Source organism: Galactobacter valiniphilus (assembly GCF_003575975.1).
GTDB lineage: Bacteria > Actinomycetota > Actinomycetes > Actinomycetales > Micrococcaceae > Galactobacter > Galactobacter valiniphilus.
In genome coordinates this window covers 27,088-43,641 of the sequence record NZ_QQXK01000009.1, presented here as the reverse complement: position 1 = coordinate 43,641, position 16,554 = coordinate 27,088, and the positions used below count along the sequence as shown (strand labels likewise).

Below are 16,554 nucleotides of genomic sequence, written 5' to 3'. Positions count from 1 at the left end.
GGCGCGGCCCGGGCCGGTAGAGTTGCGCAGGTGCGTTTGGTGATCGCGAAGTGTTCAGTTGACTATGAGGGGCGCCTGCGCGCGCACCTCCCCTCGGCCAAGCGGCTGCTCATGGTGAAGGCGGACGGCTCCGTCCTGATCCACTCCGACGGCGGCTCGTACAAGCCGCTGAACTGGATGAGCCCGCCCGCCACGATGCATTCCACGGCCCCCTCGGATGAGGAGCGCGCCGAGGGCATCGTCGAGGTCTGGCGCGTGCAGCACTCCAAGAGCGACGATCACCTGACGATCCGCATCACGGAGAAGATCTCCGACACGGCCCACGAGCTCGGCCTCGATCCCGGCCTCATCAAGGACGGGGTGGAGTCGGATCTCCAGCGCCTCCTGGCCGAACAGATCCACCTCATCGGTGCGGGCGCCACCCTGGTGCGCCGCGAGTACATGACGGCCATCGGCCCCGTGGACATCCTCGCCCGCGACGCGTCCTCGCACGCCGTCGCCATCGAGCTCAAGCGCCGCGGAGACATCGACGGCGTCGAGCAGCTCACGCGCTACCTCGAGCTCCTCAACCGCGATCCCCTGCTCGCGCCAGTGCGCGGCATCTTCGCGGCTCAGCAGATCAAGCCGCAGGCGCGCACGCTCGCCGAGGATCGGGGCATCGAGTGCCTCGTCCTGGACTACGACGCCATGCGCGGCGTGGACGACGCCGAATCCCGCCTCTTCTGATGCAGGACTCCCCCGCACCGCTCGTCCTCGCCGACGAGGAAGGACACGCCCTCCACCTGTGGATCGAGGGCTACGAGTTCCCCGAGGTCACCGACGCCGAGAACCCCGACTCGCAGTGGCTGCAGATCGGCGTGCGGCTGAGCGGGCCCGAGCTCGAGGCGCGCTTCACCGAGCCCTGCCTGCGCCTGGCCGAGGCCGCCTCGCTGGGCGTCTGGCTCGACTCGCTCGCGCGCACGGCACCAGAGGCCCTCCCGGAACCGCCGCTGACCTTCCTCGACTTCGCGGAGCCGCTGCTGGCCTTCGGGCTGCGCGGCGCGGAGGAGCACGGCGTGCGCCTGGCCGTCGTGCTGCCCCAGAGCGACGACGAGCCCCGGGTTCCCGAGGCCTGGCCCGACGTCTTCGAGGTGCTCGCCGAACGCGAGGAGCTGGCCGAGATGTCCGCCGAGTGGCTCGCGGCCCTCGACGCCCTCGCCCCGCGCCGCTAGGCGCGCACTCGCTGGCGGCCCGGCCGCGGCACCACCCGGCCCGGCCACAGCACGCGCCCAGGCGACCACCCGCCGTCGGGCACCCGACTCTCCCACCACCAGCATCGGAGTGGGCCCAGACGCAACGAGGGCCCCGTTCCTTCCCTTGCGGGAAAGGAACGGGGCCTTCGTCGACACCAAGTGGGTCAGCCGCTTGAGGCCAATCCGGTGTGATCCTAGGGTGCCTGCCGCCACGTGCCGACGCCGGCGACGGGGCCGGCCTCGATCCAGGCCGACAGGCCCGTGTACGCGCCGTAGCTCATGCCGAGCTGCAGGGGGCCCTGGGGAGAATCGAGCTCCACCAGGATCGCGTCCGAGGCAAGCCTCGGGCGCTCGGCGTCCGTGGGCTGGCGCCAGCCCTTCAGCTCGAGGCCCGTCCGCTCGAAGCGGTAGGCCGCGACCGGGGTCAGCGACAGCCAGCGCAGGAACTCGAGGGAGTGATCCGCATAGCGGCACACCCCGGAACTCCAGCGCCCCTCCCCCACGCGGAGGGAGGCATCGAAGGTGCCCAGGGTGCGCCGCAATTGCGAACGACGCACCCCGAGCAACACGAGCACGATCAGCGCGAGGGCAAGAAGCCCCAGCACGCACCAGACGATCACACCGAACTCGCTCAAGGTCAGGTGACTATCGCGCCCTAGGCCGTGGCGTCGACGACGGCGTCGTCGGCCACGATGGTGACGCGGTTGTTCTCCACGGAGAAGAAACCACCATCGGCCTTGATGTGGACGCGGGGGCCCTCGAGGGGCTGCACCTCCACGCGGCCGGCGGCCAGCAGGGCGATCACGGGCGTGTGACCCGGCAGCACGCCGATGTCACCGTTGACCGTGAAGGCATTCACGCGGCGCGCCGCCCCGGACCACACAGCGTGGTCCGCGGCGACGACCTCGACGTCCAGCTGCGCCATGATCAGGCCGTGGCCTTCTGGATCTCGGCCCACTGGCGCTCGACGTCGTCCAGGCCACCCACGTTGAAGAAGGCCTGCTCGGCGATGTGGTCGAGCTCGCCATCGGCGATCGCCTTGAAGCCCTCGATGGTGTCCTTGATGGACACCGTGGAGCCCTCGACGCCCGTGAACTGCTTGGCCGTGTAGGTGTTCTGCGAGAGGAACTGCTGGATGCGGCGGGCGCGAGCCACGACGATCTTGTCCTCTTCGGAGAGCTCATCGACACCGAGGATGGCGATGATGTCCTGCAGCTCCTTGTTCTTCTGGAGGATCTGCTTGACGCGGACGGCCGTGTCGTAGTGATCCTGACCCACGTACTGCGGGTCCAGAATGCGGGAGGTGGAGGTCAGCGGGTCCACGGCCGGGTACAGGCCACGCGAAGCGATCTCACGGGAGAGCTCGGTGGTCGCATCCAGGTGCGCGAACGTCGTGGCCGGGGCCGGGTCGGTGTAGTCATCGGCCGGCACGTAGATGGCCTGCATCGACGTAATCGAGTGACCCTTCGTCGAGGTGATGCGCTCCTGCAGGAGGCCCATCTCGTCGGCCAGGTTCGGCTGGTAACCCACGGCGGAGGGCATGCGGCCCAGCAGCGTGGAGACCTCTGAACCGGCCTGCGTGAAGCGGAAGATGTTGTCGATGAAGAGCAGCACGTCCTGGTTCTGCACATCGCGGAAGTACTCCGCCATGGTCAGGCCGGTCAGGGCCACGCGCAGGCGCGTTCCCGGCGGCTCGTCCATCTGGCCGAACACGAGGGCGGTGTCCTTCAGAACACCCGCCTCTTCCATTTCAACCCAGAGGTCGTTGCCCTCACGGGTACGCTCGCCGACACCGGCGAACACGGAGGTACCACCGAAGTTGCGAGCAACACGGGTGATCATCTCCTGGATGAGCACGGTCTTGCCCACGCCGGCGCCGCCGAACAGGCCGATCTTGCCGCCCTTGATGTAGGGGGTCAGCAGGTCGATGACCTTGATGCCGGTCTCCAGCATCTCCGTCGAGCCCTCGAGCTCGGAGAAGTGCGGGGGCTTGCGGTGGATGGGCCAACGCTCAGACGCAACGATCTGATCGTTGGGGACGTCCAGGGACTCGCCCAGGACGTTGAAGATGTGACCCTTCACGCCGTCGCCAACCGGGACGGAGATGGGGGCACCCAGGTCCTGCACGGTGGCGCCGCGGACCAGGCCGTCGGTCGTCTGCAGGGAGATGGCACGAACGAGGTTGTCACCCAGGTGCTGGGAGGTCTCGAAGGTGATCGTACGGGTGACACCCGCGAGGGTGACCTCCGTGGACAGGGCGTTGTAGATGGCCGGGATCGCGTCCGCCGGGAACTCGACGTCGACGACCGGGCCGATGACGCGGGCGATGCGGCCGGTGGCACCCGGCACAGCGGTCGTCCCCGCTTCGGTAACTTGAGCAGTCATCTCTCTCACTTCACTTGGTGTGGGCTGCGTAGTCTTCGTTGGATCGTGTCAGGAGCTGAGCGAATCAGCGCCGGCGACGATCTCGGTGAGCTCCTGCGTGATCTCGGCCTGGCGGGCGTTGTTGCGCAGTCGCGTGTACTTCTTGATGAGTTCGGTGGCGTTGTCGCCGGCCGTCTTCATCGCACGCTGACGCGCGGCCAGCTCCGAAGCCGCTGCCTGCAGCAGGGCAGCGAACACGCGCGAGTCGATGTAGCGCGGAAGCAGGGCGTCAAGAACCTGCTCCGGCTCCGGCTCGTACTCGTAGAGCGGAAGGATGTCGGCGGTGTTCTCCGTGACCTTCTCCTCGACGACCTCCAGCGGCAGCAGGCGGACGACGTTGGGCTCCTGCACAACCATCGACTTGAACTGCGTGTAGACGAGGTGAATCTCGTCCACGCCGCCGGCGGTGGTGTCGGTGTTGAAGGCCTCGAGAACGGCGGCGCCGATCTCCTTGGCGGTCTCAAACAGCGGCTCGTCAGTGTGACCGGTCCACACGCGCTTGTACTCGCGCCCGCGGAACTCGAAGTACGCCTCGGCCTTGCGGCCGTAGAGGTACACGTCGACCTGCTTGCCCTCCGCCGCGAGCTTCGTGAGAAGCTCCTCGGCCTCCTTGAGCACGCTCGAGGAGTAGGAACCGGCCAGGCCGCGGTCCGACGTGCAAATCACGACGGCGCTGCGGGTGCTGGTCTCCGGCTCACGGGTGAGCGGGTGGTCAACCTCGGACTGAGAAGCGACGGCCGAGACGGCGCGGGTGATCGCCTTCGCGTACGGCAGCGAGGCGGCCACGCGGGCGCGCGCCTTGCCGATACGCGAGGTAGCAATCAGCTCCATCGCCTTGAAGATCTTCTGCATCGACGACGTCGAGCTGATCTTCTGGCGGTAAACCCGAATCTGGGCTCCCATGGATGTCCTTTCCTCCCCCGGTCGGGCGGGCGGGGTTTCCCCCGCCCGCCCTCACGGGAAGCGGTCAGCGCTTCTGAGTGACGATCTGCTCCTGCTCGACCTCTTCGGCCGAGAGAGCAGCGTGCTCCTCGTGACCGGCGGCGACCAGTTGGTCATCGCCCTCACCGAAGAAGCCGGCCTTGAACTCGGCGATGGCGGCCTTCATGGCATCCACCGTCTCGTCCTCGAGCTTGCCGGTCTGGGCGATCGTGGTCAGCACGGAGGTGCGGCGACGCAGGGCGTCGATGAACTCGCGCTCGAAGCGCAGGACATCCTCGACCGGAACGTCGTCCAGGTAGCCGTTGGTGCCGGCCCAGATCGAGACGACCTGGTCCTCGACCGGGTACGGCTGGTACTGGCCCTGCTTCAGCAGCTCCATCAGGCGCGCGCCACGGGTCAGCTGCTGCTTGGAGGCGGCATCCAGATCCGAGGCGAACATGGCGAAGGCCGCCATGTCGCGGTACTGAGCCAGCGAGAGCTTCAGCGTGCCGGAGACCTTCTTCATGGCCTTGACCTGAGCGGCGCCACCCACGCGGGAGACGGACACGCCCACGTCCACGGCGGGACGCTGGTTGGCGTTGAAGAGGTCCGACTGCAGGAAGATCTGGCCGTCGGTGATGGAGATGACGTTCGTCGGGATGAACGCCGAGACGTCGTTGGCCTTCGTCTCGATGATCGGCAGACCCGTCATGGAGCCGGCACCCATCTCGTCGGAGAGCTTGGCGCACCTCTCGAGCAGGCGGGAGTGCAGGTAGAACACGTCGCCCGGGTAGGCCTCGCGTCCCGGCGGACGGCGCAGCAGCAGCGACACGGAGCGGTAGGCCTCGGCCTGCTTGGACAGGTCATCAAACACGATCAGAACGTGCTTGCCGCCGTACATCCAGTGCTGGCCGATGGCCGAACCGGCGTAGGGGGCCAGGTACTTGAAGCCCGCGGCGTCGGAGGCCGGGGAGGCCACGATCGTCGTGTACTCCAGGGCGCCCTTCTCCTCGAGGGTCTGGCGCACGGCCGCGATCGTGGAGGCCTTCTGGCCGATCGCGACGTACACGCAGCGCACCTGCTTGGTGACGTCGCCCGAGGCCCAGTTGGCCTTCTGGTTCAGGATGGCGTCGATCGCGATGGCGGTCTTGCCGGTCTGGCGGTCGCCAATGATCAGCTGACGCTGCCCACGGCCGATCGGGATCATCGCGTCGATGGCCTTCAGGCCGGTCTGCAGCGGCTCGCCAACCGACTGGCGCTGCGTGACCGTGGGGGCCTGGAGCTCGAGGGCGCGGCGGCCCTCGGGCACGATCTCGCCCTGGTCATCGATGGGGTTACCCAGCGGGTCGACGACGCGACCCAGGAAGTTGTCACCGACCGGGACGGAAAGGATCTCACCGGTGCGGTGGACTTCCTGGCCCTCTTCGATGCCGTAGTAGTCGCCGAGGACGACGACGCCGATTTCGCGGCGGTCAAGGTTCTGGGCCAGGCCCAGGGTGCCATCTTCGAAGCGCACCAGCTCGTTGGCCATGACCGAGGGGAGGCCCTCGACATGGGCGATGCCGTCACCAGCCGAGACGACGTGTCCGACCTCAACTCGCTGCGCCGCGTCCGGTTCGTAGGACTTGGCGAAGTCGTTGAGGGCGTTGCGGACGTCGTCGGCATTGATGGTCAGATCGGCCATCTGCAGTCCCTGCTCTCTTGGGTTCATCCGGCCGGTGACGTGGGGTCCCGACCGAGGTATTCAGTCTTGTTGTCTCTTCGCCGTGAGGCTCAGCCGACGAGTCGGCGCTTGAGCTCGGCCAGGCGAGTAGCGGCGGAGGCGTCCACGACATCGTCGCCCACCTCGACGCGCAGGCCACCCACGAGGGACGGGTCCTGCACGACGTTCAGGCGAAGGTCGCGGCCGTAGGCCTTGTTTAGGCCAGCCTCCAGCCGGCTCTTTTGCTCATCCGTCAGCGGACGGGTGACGCTCACGTTGGCGATCCACCGGCGCTGCCGCTTGGCCACGGCCTGCACGAAGCGCTCCACCAGGGCGGTGGGGCGCAGTCCGCGCGGGGCCGAGACCGCCTGGGCGATCAGCGAGCGAGCCACGTCCGAGGCTCCGGGAACCAGCTTCTCCGCGAGGGCCACCTTGGAGGCGGCCGGTGCGGTGCGGTCCTCGAGGGCCCACTGCAGGTCGTGGTTGGCTGCGACGGCATCGTTGAAGCCGAGCAGCTGGGCCTGCAGATCGTCGAGCCCCTGGGTGCCCTGACGCTCGGCCACCGCGGTGGCGACCGTGGCGGCGAGCTCCTCGAGCGTGTCGCCCAGGTCTCGCTCAGTGCTCCAGCGCTCGGCGGCCAGGGCAGCGGTGATCTCCACCGCGTCCTCGGACACTTTGCCGGCGAAGAGCTGCTTCACGAGGGCCTGCTTCGCCTCGACCGTCCCCGAAGGGTCGGTCAGGGCGCGGCGCAGGGCGGCGTTGGAATCGAGCACACCGAGCACGGAGAACAGCTCCTGGGAGAGCGAAAGATCCGCCCCGCCCAGCTTGGCCTCCAGCGCGGTCAGAGCACGATCGCGTGACTCACTCGTTGTTGCTGCCATTACTTCGCCGCACCCGCCTGCTGGGACTCGAGGTCGCTCAGGAAGCGGTCAACCACGCGCGCGGAGCGAGCGTCGTCGTCCAGGGCCTCGCCGACGATCTTGCCGGCGAGCTGGGTGGCGAGGGTGCCGACCTCGGTGCGCAGCGACGACTGGGCGGCGGTGCGCTCGGCCGCGATGGCGACCTGAGCCTGCTCGGTGATACGAGCGGACTCGGAGGCGGCCTTGGCCTTGAGCTCGGCGAGGATCTCGGCACCTTCGGAACGCGCTTCCTCACGGATGCGGTTGGCCTCGGTGCGAGCGTCGGAGAGCTGCTGCTTGTACTCCTCGAGGGCCGCGTTGGCCTCGGCCTGGGCGGCCGCTGCCTTCTCGATGCCACCCTCGATGGCGGCGTGCCGCTCCTCGAAGGTCTTCTCGAACATCGGCACGACGAACTTGCTGACGATGAACAGCAGGATCAGGAAACCGACGAGGGTGACGAGCACCTCCCACCAGTTCGGCATGAGGGGGTTGGCGCCCTCAGCAGACGCCAGGATGACTGCGTTGTCCATGTTTCACCCGTCTTTCTTCTTCTGAGTTGGGACTGCTGGTTGGAGCAGGTCCGGTCAGAGCTTCCAGACGAAGGCGAACACGAGGCCGAGGATCGCGAGCGCCTCGGTGAAGGCCAGGCCCATGAAGGCCAGCGGCTGCAGGACGCGCTGGGCCTCCGGCTGACGAGCGACACCCTGGATGAAGGCCGCGAAGACCAGGCCCACGCCGATGCCGCCGCCGATGGCGGAGAGGCCGTAACCGATGGCGTTGAGGGAACCGGAGATTTCCATTGTTTTCCTTTCACGATGCCGGGGCGCTGCTGCCACCGACAGGGCGGTTGGTGTACCCCTGGGTCACCAGGGGACGAAGGTGGGGTTAGTGGGCGTCCGAGATGGAGCCCTGGATGTACACCGCGGTCAGCAGGGTGAAGACGTAGGCCTGCAGGACCATGATGAAGATCTCGAAGAGGTACATGGCCAGGCCGCCCACAAAGATGAGGGAGCCGAGCGGGTAGCCCCACCACTCGCCGAGGCCGGTGAACATGTAGCTCATGGCGGCGGCGGTGAGGGCCACGATCATGTGACCGGAAAGCATGGTGGCGAAGAGACGCAGGGAGTGCGTCATGGGGCGGACCAGGAAGGTCGACACGATCTCGATGATGACGACCGGCACCAGGAAGGCCTTCGGCACGCCAGAGGGAACCACTGACACCTTGAAGTACTTGATGCCGTGGGTCTTGAAGCCCAGGAAGATCCAGTACACGTAGACCAGGCCGGCCAGCGCGTAGGCGGTACCCACGTGAGACGGCGTCGGGATCTGCAGGAACGGGATGGCGCCCATCAAGTTGTTCAACAAGATGAAGAGCAACAGGGTCGTCAGGAGCGGCGTGTACTTGCGGAAGTCCTTCTCGCCAAGCATGTCGCGGCCAATGGCGTTCCGAGCAAAGCCATAGATCGACTCGCCCAGGAACTGGAACTTGCCGGGCACGAGCTGGCGCTTGCGCGCAGCGGCGACCATGAACCAAGCAATCAGGACGACCGAAAGAAGCACCAGGAGCATCTGCTTGCCGAAGCCGGTGCCATATTCGGCACCCCAAGGCAGGATGTCAGGAAGGTGAAGGTCCGAGATGCCCGGGGCCTGGAAGCCCTCGCCCTCGGTTGCGGTCGGAAGCGCAAGCGCGATCAACGCGTTTCCTCTCTGCTGTCAGGTGCCGACGCACACGGGAGGTAAGTCCGCTCCCGTGCGGTGACCATACGGTGGGTCATGATGGGTCGCTCTTCTCTTTGGACCTCTTGTGGTCCACCAGATGTCGCCAGGCGATGTACGCTCCGAGCGCTGCTCCCAGGCCAAGGCCAACGAACAGGATCCAGGGAAGAGACAAGACCATACCCAGGAGCCAGCCTACCAAACCGAGGCTGATGACCCCGGCAATGATGTAGGTGATGTACTCGCGGGCTGGGTGGTCGGAAAGATCGTCCTGCCACGAGGATTTGTCCTGGCTCATGAGCCCTCCTTCCGGGTGGTGGTGGGGGCCTGCGGATCGTCGAAGACGCGCAGGCGCAGCTGGGAGAAGCGGTACATCTCGGTGCCCTGCCACACGATCAAGGCCAGGACGGCGCCGACCGTGGCCCAGGTCCTGGAGAACCAGGACGGGTCGGTCGGGACCAGCAAAAAGGCGCCAAAGCCGATCACCTTGATGAGGTAGGTGAGGGCAAAGGCGCCGAGCAAGGCCTTGGGGGCGAGGTGGCCAACAAAGTGGCCGACCACGAGCGAGATGGCGAAGAAGAGCACGACGACGCCGGCGGAGGCCAGCGTCGAGACGAGCCCGGGCACGCCAGCCACGAAGAAGCCGATCACGGCGGCGATGAGCACGGCCGGAACGGTCAGGGCGAGGCACCACTTCAGGATCCCCGTCCAGGGAAGGACGTCGCCATGAGACACCGGTGCACCCTCGGGTGTAGGCGTCGTCTTTGGCATCTTGTCCTCCGGACATGGGGTACGCGTTTGGCTACTCGCCACACACCCTAGACATTCTACCCGCTGTCGAAGTCGTTTCGCACACGCGGGCTCCCCCGGGCCGGCATCTCCGGACCTCAAGCCGGAAAGATCCCGACACGCGGGCCACACACGACGCCCTACAGCCGCCCTCGGCGCTCGATCGCGAGCTTGCGCGCCTTGGCCACCGAACGCACGGAGAGCTTGCGCCGTACCCACGGGTGGACCGTCAGTGCGCCCGCGCCCAGCAGGAGCACGCCCCAGATGGGCAGCAGGATGTTCGCCGGGATCCGGTTCAGCGCCACGGCGCCGAAGGCCAGCAAGCCCGACCACAGGTAGAGCACCAGCACGGCGCCGCGGTGCGTGTAGCCGCCGTCCACGAGCTTGTGGTGCAGGTGACCGCGGTCGGCGCTGAAGGGCGACTTGCCGCGGGCCGTACGGCGCACCACCGACAGCGAGAGGTCGAGCACCGGCAGGAGCACCACGGCCAGCGGCAGCAGGATCGGCATGTAGGCCGGCACGTTCCTAAAGCGCATGCGATCGAGGGCCTGCAGGTCCGTCGTCACCACGATCGCGGCCACCGCCATGACGAGGCCGATGAGCATGGCACCGGTCTCCCCCATGAAGATCTTGGCCGGGTTGAAGTTGTGGACCAGGAAGCCGAGCGAGGCGCCGAGCAGCACCGCCATGAGCAGCGCGCCCAGGTTTGCGTGGTCGTACTGGTTCACCTCGCGCGCCATCATGTAGCAGTACAGGAAGAAGGCGCTGGAGCCGATCACCGAGATGCCGGCGGCGAGGCCGTCCAGCCCGTCCACGAAGTTGATGGCGTTCATAGTGAGCACCATGAGGAACATGGCCAGGGAGATCTGCCAGAACGGATCGCTCACGTGCCACCAGCCCACGGGCAGCACCTCGAGCCGCACGCCCGAGAGCGCCATGACGAGCGCCGCCCCGAGCTGGGCCAGGAGCTTGTAGTACCAGCGAATGTCGTAGAGGTCGTCCGCCACGCCGATCACGAGGATCAGCAGGCACGCGAGCACGAGGCCCAGGATCACGTCCGGCTTGGTGAAGACGCCGGAGAGGAAGGGAGACTGGCTCGCCACCCCGAGGCCGGCCAGCAGGCCGCCGACCATGGCGACGCCGCCGAGTTTGGGGATGTGCTCCGTGTGCATATCGCGGGCGCGCAGCGGGATGTCCGCCATGGTCCGCTGGCCGAGCGCGCGCAGGGCGGGCGTCAGCGCGGCCGCCACCACAAAGGCGACGGCCGTGATGAGCAGGTAGACCCTCATGGGACGCCGTCAGTTCCCCTCGGCGACGATGCTCGGGGCGACCTCGCGCAGCGTCTCGAGGGAGAGCGCGCCGAGGCGGCGGATGAGCGGTGGCTCGGTGGTGTAGTCGACGATCGTGGACGGCGTGGGCACTCCCCCGGCGGCGGGACGCTGCCCGTCCTCGAGGTAGACGGCCACCGAGTCGGCCAGCTGCTCGCGCGCGTCGGCCGCCGTGGGGCCCGTGGCAACGCCCGTGCGGTTGGCGGAGGACACGGCGAGCGGGCCGGTCGCGTCGAGCAGCTCGCGCGCCACGGCGTCGTCGGGCATGCGCAGGGCCACGGTCCCGCGGGTCTCGCCAAGGTCCCAGGTGAGGGAGGGCTGCGCGTGAAGGATGAGGGTCAGGGCACCGGGCCAGAAGCGCTCGGCGAGGGCGCGGGCGCCCTCGGGCACGTCGGTCGCGAGGCCGTCCAGGGTGGCCAGGCGCGGGATCAGGACGGGCGGCGGCATCTGCCGGCCCCGGCCCTTGGCGGCCAGGAGGGTCGCGACGGCCTGCGGGGAGAAGGCGTCGGCACCGATGCCGTAGACCGTGTCCGTGGGGATCACGACGCAGGACTTGGCGGCGACGGCCACCTGCGCGGCGGCGATTCCCTCCGCGCGGGCGGCGGGATCCTGGCAATCAAAAGTCTCACTCACGTCAGTGATTCTCCCACGCCACAAGGGCTTTCCCTCGCCGGTGTGCCCGGCGCGCCCGGCGGGGCAGGCAGGGCCGGCGCCGACGGACCGCTTCGGAGGACGACGGCGGGTGGGTCAGTCCCAGCCGCAGGCACCTTAAGAGCGCCGGGCCACGACGACGCGCGGACGCCCGACAGGGTGGGGCTGACGCTCCGTTTCAGCGCACGACGGCGCGTGGGTCAGTCCCAGCCGCAGGCGCCTTAGGAGCGCCGGGCCACGACAAAGCGCGGGCGCCCGGCGAGATCGGGCAGCACGGTCGCCTCGGCCCACGCCCCGGCCGCGGCCACGGCGCCGAAGAGCGCCAGGACGGCATTCTCCTGCGTCTCGTCGTGCTCCATGACAAAGAGCCCGCCGGTGCGCAGCAGTTGGGCGGCGCGCAGGGCGAGTGCCCGCGGGAAGTCCATGCCGTCAGCTCCCCCGCCGTAGAGCGCCGTGTCCGGATCGTGCAGCTGCACCTCGGGATCGGCGTGCTCGCGCGGCGGGACGTAAGGCGGATTGGAGACCAGGACGTCGACCGTTCCGGCCAGCTCCTCGAGCGCCGTCAGCGCGTCGCCGAGGTGAAGTCGAGCTCCGGTGCCGGCCAGGTTCTTGGCGGCGTAGGCGTGGGCGGCCTCGTGCAGCTCGATCGCGTGCACCACGGCGCCTGGCACCTCGGTGGCCACGGCGGCGGCGATGGCGCCGGAGCCGGTGCAGGCGTCCACCACGAGCGGCTCCCGCCCGGCGGCCAGCACGGCGCGCGCCTCGTCGATGGCCGCCTGCGCCACGAGCTCGGTCTCGGGGCGCGGGACAAAGACGCCGGGGCCCACAGCGAGGCTCAGGGAGCGAAAGGGGGCGCCGCCCGTGAGGTGTTGCAGGGGAATGCGCGAGGCACGGGCGGCCACGAGCTCGCCGTAGCCCGCGGGTACGGGCGCCCCCATGAGCGCCGTGACGGCCAAGCGGCCGCGATCCTGCCCCAGCAGGTGCCCGGCGAGCAGTTCGGCGTCGGCGCGCGGCGACTCGACGCCCGCGGCGTTGAGCGCGGCGGCGGCCACGCGCAGGGCCGCGCGCAGCTCGCCCGCGCCGTCCACGCTGGAAGCCACGCCCTCGAGCGAACCGGCCACCACGCCGTCGTGCACCTGTGACACGGCGGCCGGAACGGCCGGCGTGGCCGCCCCGAAACCGGGAAGCGGCGGGACGCCGGGCAGGGCGTCGCCCAGGCCGGGCAGGCCAACGAACTCGCCGGCCACGGCTCAGTCCTCCTCGCCGAGCGCGGCCAGCCGGGACTCCTCGTCCATCTGGATGCAGGAGTCGATGACGGGCTGCAGCTCGCCGTTCAGGACCGCGTCAAGGTTGTAGGACTTGTAGCCGGTGCGGTGATCCGCGATGCGGTTCTCCGGGAAGTTGTAGGTGCGGATGCGCTCGGAACGGTCCATGGTGCGCACCTGCGAGTGGCGCACATCGGCGTTCGCGGCGTCGATCTGCTCCTGCTGGTGGGCCAGGAGGCGCGAGCGCAGCACGCGCATGGCGGCCTCGCGGTTCTGCAGCTGGGACTTCTCGTTCTGCATGGCCACCACGATGCCCGTGGGCAGGTGGGTGATGCGCACGGCCGAGTCGGTCGTGTTGACGCTCTGGCCGCCGGGGCCCGAGGAGCGGTAGACGTCGATCTTGAGATCGTTCTGCTGGATCTCGATCTCCTCGGGCTCGTCGACCTCGGGGAAGACCAGCACGCCGGCGGCGGAGGTGTGGATGCGCCCCTGCGACTCCGTCACGGGGACGCGCTGCACGCGGTGCACGCCGCCCTCGTACTTGAGGGCGGCGTAGACGCCCTCGGCCGGCTCGGAGCCCTCGCCCTTGATCGCGATCTGCGCGTCCTTGTAGCCGCCCAGGTCCGAATCCGTCGAGGAGATGAACTCGACCTTCCAGCCGCGGGCCTCGGCGTAGCGCGTGTACATGCGCAGCAGGTCGGCGGCAAACAGGGCAGCCTCCTCGCCGCCCTCGCCGCCCTTGACCTCGAGGATCGCGTCGCGGCCGTCGTTGGGATCGCGCGGGATGAGCAGGCGGCGCAGCTTCTCAGCCAGGACCGGGAGTTCCTCCTCGATGTCCTTGGCCTCCTGCGCGAACTCGGCGTCAAGCGCCGCCATCTCGCGGGCCGCCTCGAGGTCTTCCTGCAGCTGGAGCCAGCGCCGGTAGGTCTCCACGATCGCGTTGAGCTCGGCGCCGCGGCGGCCGAGGCGCTTGGCCAGGCCCTGGTCCTGGTAGACCGAGGGGTCGGCGAGCCGTTCCTGGATCTGGGCGTGCTCGTCGACGAGGCCCTGAACGGACTCGAACATGTCTCCTGCTTCCTGCTGCCGACCTTCGGGTGGTCGCGCCTGCTGCTGTGGGGGCGCCTCCTAGCGGAGGCCCGGAGGCCCCGCTTGCCTCCCGCACTTTTCGTTGAATCCCGGCCAGAAGGGGCGGGATGGGGCGAAAAAGGCGGGACGTGAGGGCCCAGTACGACGACGCGCCCGGCGTCCGGCGCCCCTCACCCCTACCAGCCGGGGCTGGTGGGGTGAGGGGCGCCGTCCGTCCGGGCGCGTTGAGCCTGGCTACTTCTTGGAGTCGCCGAGGGTGGTGCGGTTCACGACCATGAGGAACTCAGCGTTCGACTGGGTGTCGCGAATCTTGGAGGTGAGCAGCTCGAGGGCCTGCTGCTGCTCCAGGCCGGAGAGCACGCGGCGCAGGCGCCACATGATGCGCACCTCCTCGGGGCTGAGCAGGTTCTCCTCGCGGCGGGTCGAGGACGCGTTGACGTCCACGGCCGGGAAGATGCGCTTGTCAGCCAGGTGGCGGGAGAGGCGCAGCTCCATGTTGCCGGTGCCCTTGAACTCCTCGAAGATGACCTCGTCCATCTTGGAACCGGTCTCCACCAGGGCCGTGGCCAGGATGGTCAGCGAGCCGCCGTTCTCGATGTTGCGGGCGGCACCGAAGAAGCGCTTCGGCGGGTAGAGCGCGGCGGCGTCGACGCCACCGGAGAGGATGCGGCCCGAGGCCGGGGCGGCCTGGTTGTAGGCACGGCCCAGGCGGGTCATGGAGTCGAGGAGGACCACGACATCCTTGCCCTGCTCCACGAGGCGCTTGGCGCGCTCGATGGCCAGCTCGGCGACCGTGGTGTGGTCGTCGGCCGGGCGATCGAACGTCGAGGCGATGACCTCGCCGTGCACCGAGCGCTGCATGTCGGTGACCTCTTCGGGGCGCTCGTCGACGAGCACCATCATGAGGTGGACCTCGGGGTTGTTCTGCGTGATCGCGGCGGCGATCGACTGCAGGATCATCGTCTTACCGGCCTTCGGCGGGGAGACGATGAGGCCGCGCTGGCCCTTACCGATCGGGGAGATCAGGTCGATGACGCGGGGGCCGACCTTCTTGGGGTCGGTCTCGAGGCGCAGGCGCTCGGAGGGGTAGAGCGGAACGAGCTTGTTGAACTCGACGCGATCCTTGTTCTCCTCGACCGGCACGCCGTTGACCGTGGCGATGCGCACGAGCGGGGCGTACTTGGTGCGGCCGTTGGCACCGCTGCGGTCCTCGCCCTCGCGGGGGGCGCGGATGGCGCCGACCACGGCGTCGCCCTTGCGCAGGTTCGCGCGGCGGACCTGCTGCAGGGTCACGTACACATCGTTCGGGCCCGGCAGGTAGCCGGAGGTGCGAACGAAGGCGTGCTGATCGCCCACGTCGAGGATGCCGGCCACCGGCATCAGGACGTCGTCCTCGGTCAGCTCGGTGTCGTCCACCTCGACCGCGCCGCGGCCGCGGCGGTTGTTGCGGCCGTTACGCTCGTTGCGGTCGTTGCGCTGGCGCTCGTTGCGCTCGCGCTGGCGATCGCGGCGGGAGGAGCGCTGCTCCTCCTGGCGGGCCTGGTTCCCCTGGCGCGGCTCGCGGGCCTCGCGGGTGTTCTCGCGCTTCTCGGCGCGCTCGCCCTGGGCGCGCTCGGAGGAGTTCTCCTCCGTGCCCTCGGACTCCGCGCGCTCCTCGCCGCGGCGGTTGCGGCGGCGCTGATTGCGGGTCTCCCCGTTGTTCTCGCGGTTGCCGTTCTCACGGTTGCCGCGCTGGTTGCGGTTGCCGTTCTCCTCGGCGTTCTCGCCCTGCTCCGAGGCCTCGGGGGCCTCGTTGCGCTCGGAGGACGCGGCGTTCTGGCCGGCCTCGGAGGAGGCGGCGCGGCGACCGCGACGGTTGCGGCGCGGGTTGCCGGCCTGCTCGGCGGCGGCGATGGCCTCGTCGCGCTCGGCGCGCAGCGCGGCCTGGGCCAGGGCGCGCTCCTTGACGGAGAGCTGGCGGGCGGGCTGCTCCTCGGCTACCTCGTCCTGGGCGGCGGCCGGGGCGGCCTCAACCTTGGCCTCGGCGCGGGCCGAGCTGCGGTTGCCGCGCGTGCTGTTGGCACGGCCGGCGGCCGGGGCCTGCTGCTCGGCGGGAGTCTCGTCCGAGGTGACGGTGCGCGTCGCGCGGGTCGGCGAACCGGCCTCGGAGGAGGCGGCCCGGCGGCCGCGAACGCGGCTGCGCGTGGGGCGCTGCTCCTCGGCCGGGGCCTCGGAGGCGTCGGCCTTCTTGGCCGGCTCGGCGGCGGCCTTTGCGGCCTCCGCCTTCTTCGCCTCGGCCTGGGCGGCGGCCTCGGCCTTCTTCTTGGCCTCGGCGGCGTCGCGGTCGGCCACGGAGCCGCCGCGCTGATGATCGGAGATGGCCTCGACGAGCTCGGCCTTGCGCAGGCGCTTGGCGCCGGCGATCCCCAGCTGGCCCGCGAGTTCCTGGAGCTGAGCCAGCTTGAGAGCGGAGAGGCCGCTCTGCTTGGGCGCAGCTGAAGAGTTGTCCACGTCGGTGGTGACGGTCACGAAGGTTCCTTCCCCCTCGTTGGGCGGGTCCAC

General features: G+C 69.1%; 17 protein-coding genes and 1 pseudogene. 2 read left to right on the top strand and 16 right to left on the bottom strand.

The window, feature by feature from the left end:
• Positions 1 to 30: 30 nt before the first annotated feature.
• Together nucS and DWB68_RS05915 are read left to right on the top strand one after the other, a co-directional pair.
• The gene (gene nucS / locus DWB68_RS05920) at positions 31 to 726 is read left to right on the top strand and encodes an endonuclease NucS (RefSeq protein WP_119424227.1); all 696 of its coding nucleotides are present in this window, start codon (positions 31 to 33) and stop codon (positions 724 to 726) included.
• Positions 726 to 1,211, top strand: coding sequence for a WapI family immunity protein (locus DWB68_RS05915; RefSeq protein ID WP_119424226.1), 486 nt, complete (start codon positions 726 to 728; stop codon positions 1,209 to 1,211). The genes nucS and DWB68_RS05915 overlap by 1 nt, the downstream gene beginning before the upstream one ends.
• Before the next feature lie 215 nt (positions 1,212 to 1,426).
• Here DWB68_RS05915 and DWB68_RS05910 read toward each other — a convergent pair whose 3' ends face one another.
• The 16 genes and pseudogenes from DWB68_RS05910 to rho form a co-directional block, all read right to left on the bottom strand.
• Positions 1,427 to 1,867 carry a DUF2550 domain-containing protein gene (locus DWB68_RS05910; protein WP_119424225.1) on the bottom strand — a complete coding sequence of 147 codons (441 nt, stop codon included), beginning with the start codon at positions 1,865 to 1,867 and terminating at the stop codon, positions 1,427 to 1,429.
• A 20-nt stretch (positions 1,868 to 1,887) separates the two neighbouring features.
• Positions 1,888 to 2,157: a F0F1 ATP synthase subunit epsilon gene (locus DWB68_RS05905; RefSeq protein WP_119424224.1), complete on the bottom strand. Its 270-nt coding sequence runs from the start codon at positions 2,155 to 2,157 to the stop codon at positions 1,888 to 1,890.
• 2 nt (positions 2,158 to 2,159) lie between these two features.
• On the bottom strand, positions 2,160 to 3,617 hold the full coding sequence (atpD, locus tag DWB68_RS05900) for a F0F1 ATP synthase subunit beta (RefSeq protein WP_119424223.1): 1,458 nt from the start codon (positions 3,615 to 3,617) through the stop codon (positions 2,160 to 2,162).
• 48 nt (positions 3,618 to 3,665) lie between these two features.
• Positions 3,666 to 4,559, bottom strand: coding sequence for a F0F1 ATP synthase subunit gamma (locus DWB68_RS05895; RefSeq protein ID WP_119424222.1), 894 nt, complete (start codon positions 4,557 to 4,559; stop codon positions 3,666 to 3,668).
• Between the two features lie 64 nt (positions 4,560 to 4,623).
• Positions 4,624 to 6,261 carry a F0F1 ATP synthase subunit alpha gene (atpA, locus tag DWB68_RS05890; protein WP_119424221.1) on the bottom strand — a complete coding sequence of 546 codons (1,638 nt, stop codon included), beginning with the start codon at positions 6,259 to 6,261 and terminating at the stop codon, positions 4,624 to 4,626.
• An 89-nt stretch (positions 6,262 to 6,350) separates the two neighbouring features.
• The gene (locus tag DWB68_RS05885) at positions 6,351 to 7,160 is read right to left on the bottom strand and encodes a F0F1 ATP synthase subunit delta (protein WP_119424220.1); all 810 of its coding nucleotides are present in this window, start codon (positions 7,158 to 7,160) and stop codon (positions 6,351 to 6,353) included.
• Positions 7,160 to 7,708: a F0F1 ATP synthase subunit B gene (locus tag DWB68_RS05880; RefSeq protein WP_119424219.1), complete on the bottom strand. Its 549-nt coding sequence runs from the start codon at positions 7,706 to 7,708 to the stop codon at positions 7,160 to 7,162. Before DWB68_RS05880 ends, DWB68_RS05885 begins: the two co-directional genes overlap by 1 nt.
• Before the next feature lie 54 nt (positions 7,709 to 7,762).
• A complete protein-coding gene (locus DWB68_RS05875) occupies positions 7,763 to 7,978 on the bottom strand; it encodes an ATP synthase subunit c family protein (RefSeq protein ID WP_119424218.1) in 216 nt (71 codons plus the stop codon).
• Positions 7,979 to 8,063: 85 nt separating this feature from the next.
• On the bottom strand, positions 8,064 to 8,873 hold the full coding sequence (gene atpB, locus DWB68_RS05870; RefSeq protein WP_119424217.1) for a F0F1 ATP synthase subunit A: 810 nt from the start codon (positions 8,871 to 8,873) through the stop codon (positions 8,064 to 8,066).
• Positions 8,874 to 8,949: 76 nt separating this feature from the next.
• Positions 8,950 to 9,192 carry a hypothetical protein gene (locus DWB68_RS05865; RefSeq protein ID WP_119424216.1) on the bottom strand — a complete coding sequence of 81 codons (243 nt, stop codon included), beginning with the start codon at positions 9,190 to 9,192 and terminating at the stop codon, positions 8,950 to 8,952.
• Complete coding sequence (locus tag DWB68_RS05860; RefSeq protein WP_119424215.1) at positions 9,189 to 9,629, bottom strand: hypothetical protein; 441 nt, start codon at positions 9,627 to 9,629, stop codon at positions 9,189 to 9,191. Before DWB68_RS05860 ends, DWB68_RS05865 begins: the two co-directional genes overlap by 4 nt.
• 194 nt (positions 9,630 to 9,823) lie before the next feature.
• Positions 9,824 to 10,972 carry an MraY family glycosyltransferase gene (locus tag DWB68_RS05855; protein ID WP_119424214.1) on the bottom strand — a complete coding sequence of 383 codons (1,149 nt, stop codon included), beginning with the start codon at positions 10,970 to 10,972 and terminating at the stop codon, positions 9,824 to 9,826.
• Between the two features lie 15 nt (positions 10,973 to 10,987).
• Positions 10,988 to 11,644: pseudogene (locus DWB68_RS05850) on the bottom strand (L-threonylcarbamoyladenylate synthase); the annotation flags it as partial.
• Positions 11,645 to 11,883: 239 nt separating this feature from the next.
• The gene (gene prmC, locus DWB68_RS05845) at positions 11,884 to 12,909 is read right to left on the bottom strand and encodes a peptide chain release factor N(5)-glutamine methyltransferase (protein ID WP_407645658.1); all 1,026 of its coding nucleotides are present in this window, start codon (positions 12,907 to 12,909) and stop codon (positions 11,884 to 11,886) included.
• 3 nt (positions 12,910 to 12,912) lie between these two features.
• Positions 12,913 to 13,992 (bottom strand): peptide chain release factor 1, encoded by a 1,080-nt coding sequence (gene prfA / locus DWB68_RS05840; protein ID WP_119424212.1) that lies wholly within the window; start codon positions 13,990 to 13,992, stop codon positions 12,913 to 12,915.
• Between the two features lie 255 nt (positions 13,993 to 14,247).
• Entirely contained in the window at positions 14,248 to 16,521 is a 2,274-nt protein-coding gene (gene rho, locus DWB68_RS05835) for a transcription termination factor Rho (RefSeq protein WP_119424211.1), read from the bottom strand.
• Positions 16,522 to 16,554: the final 33 nt, after the last annotated feature.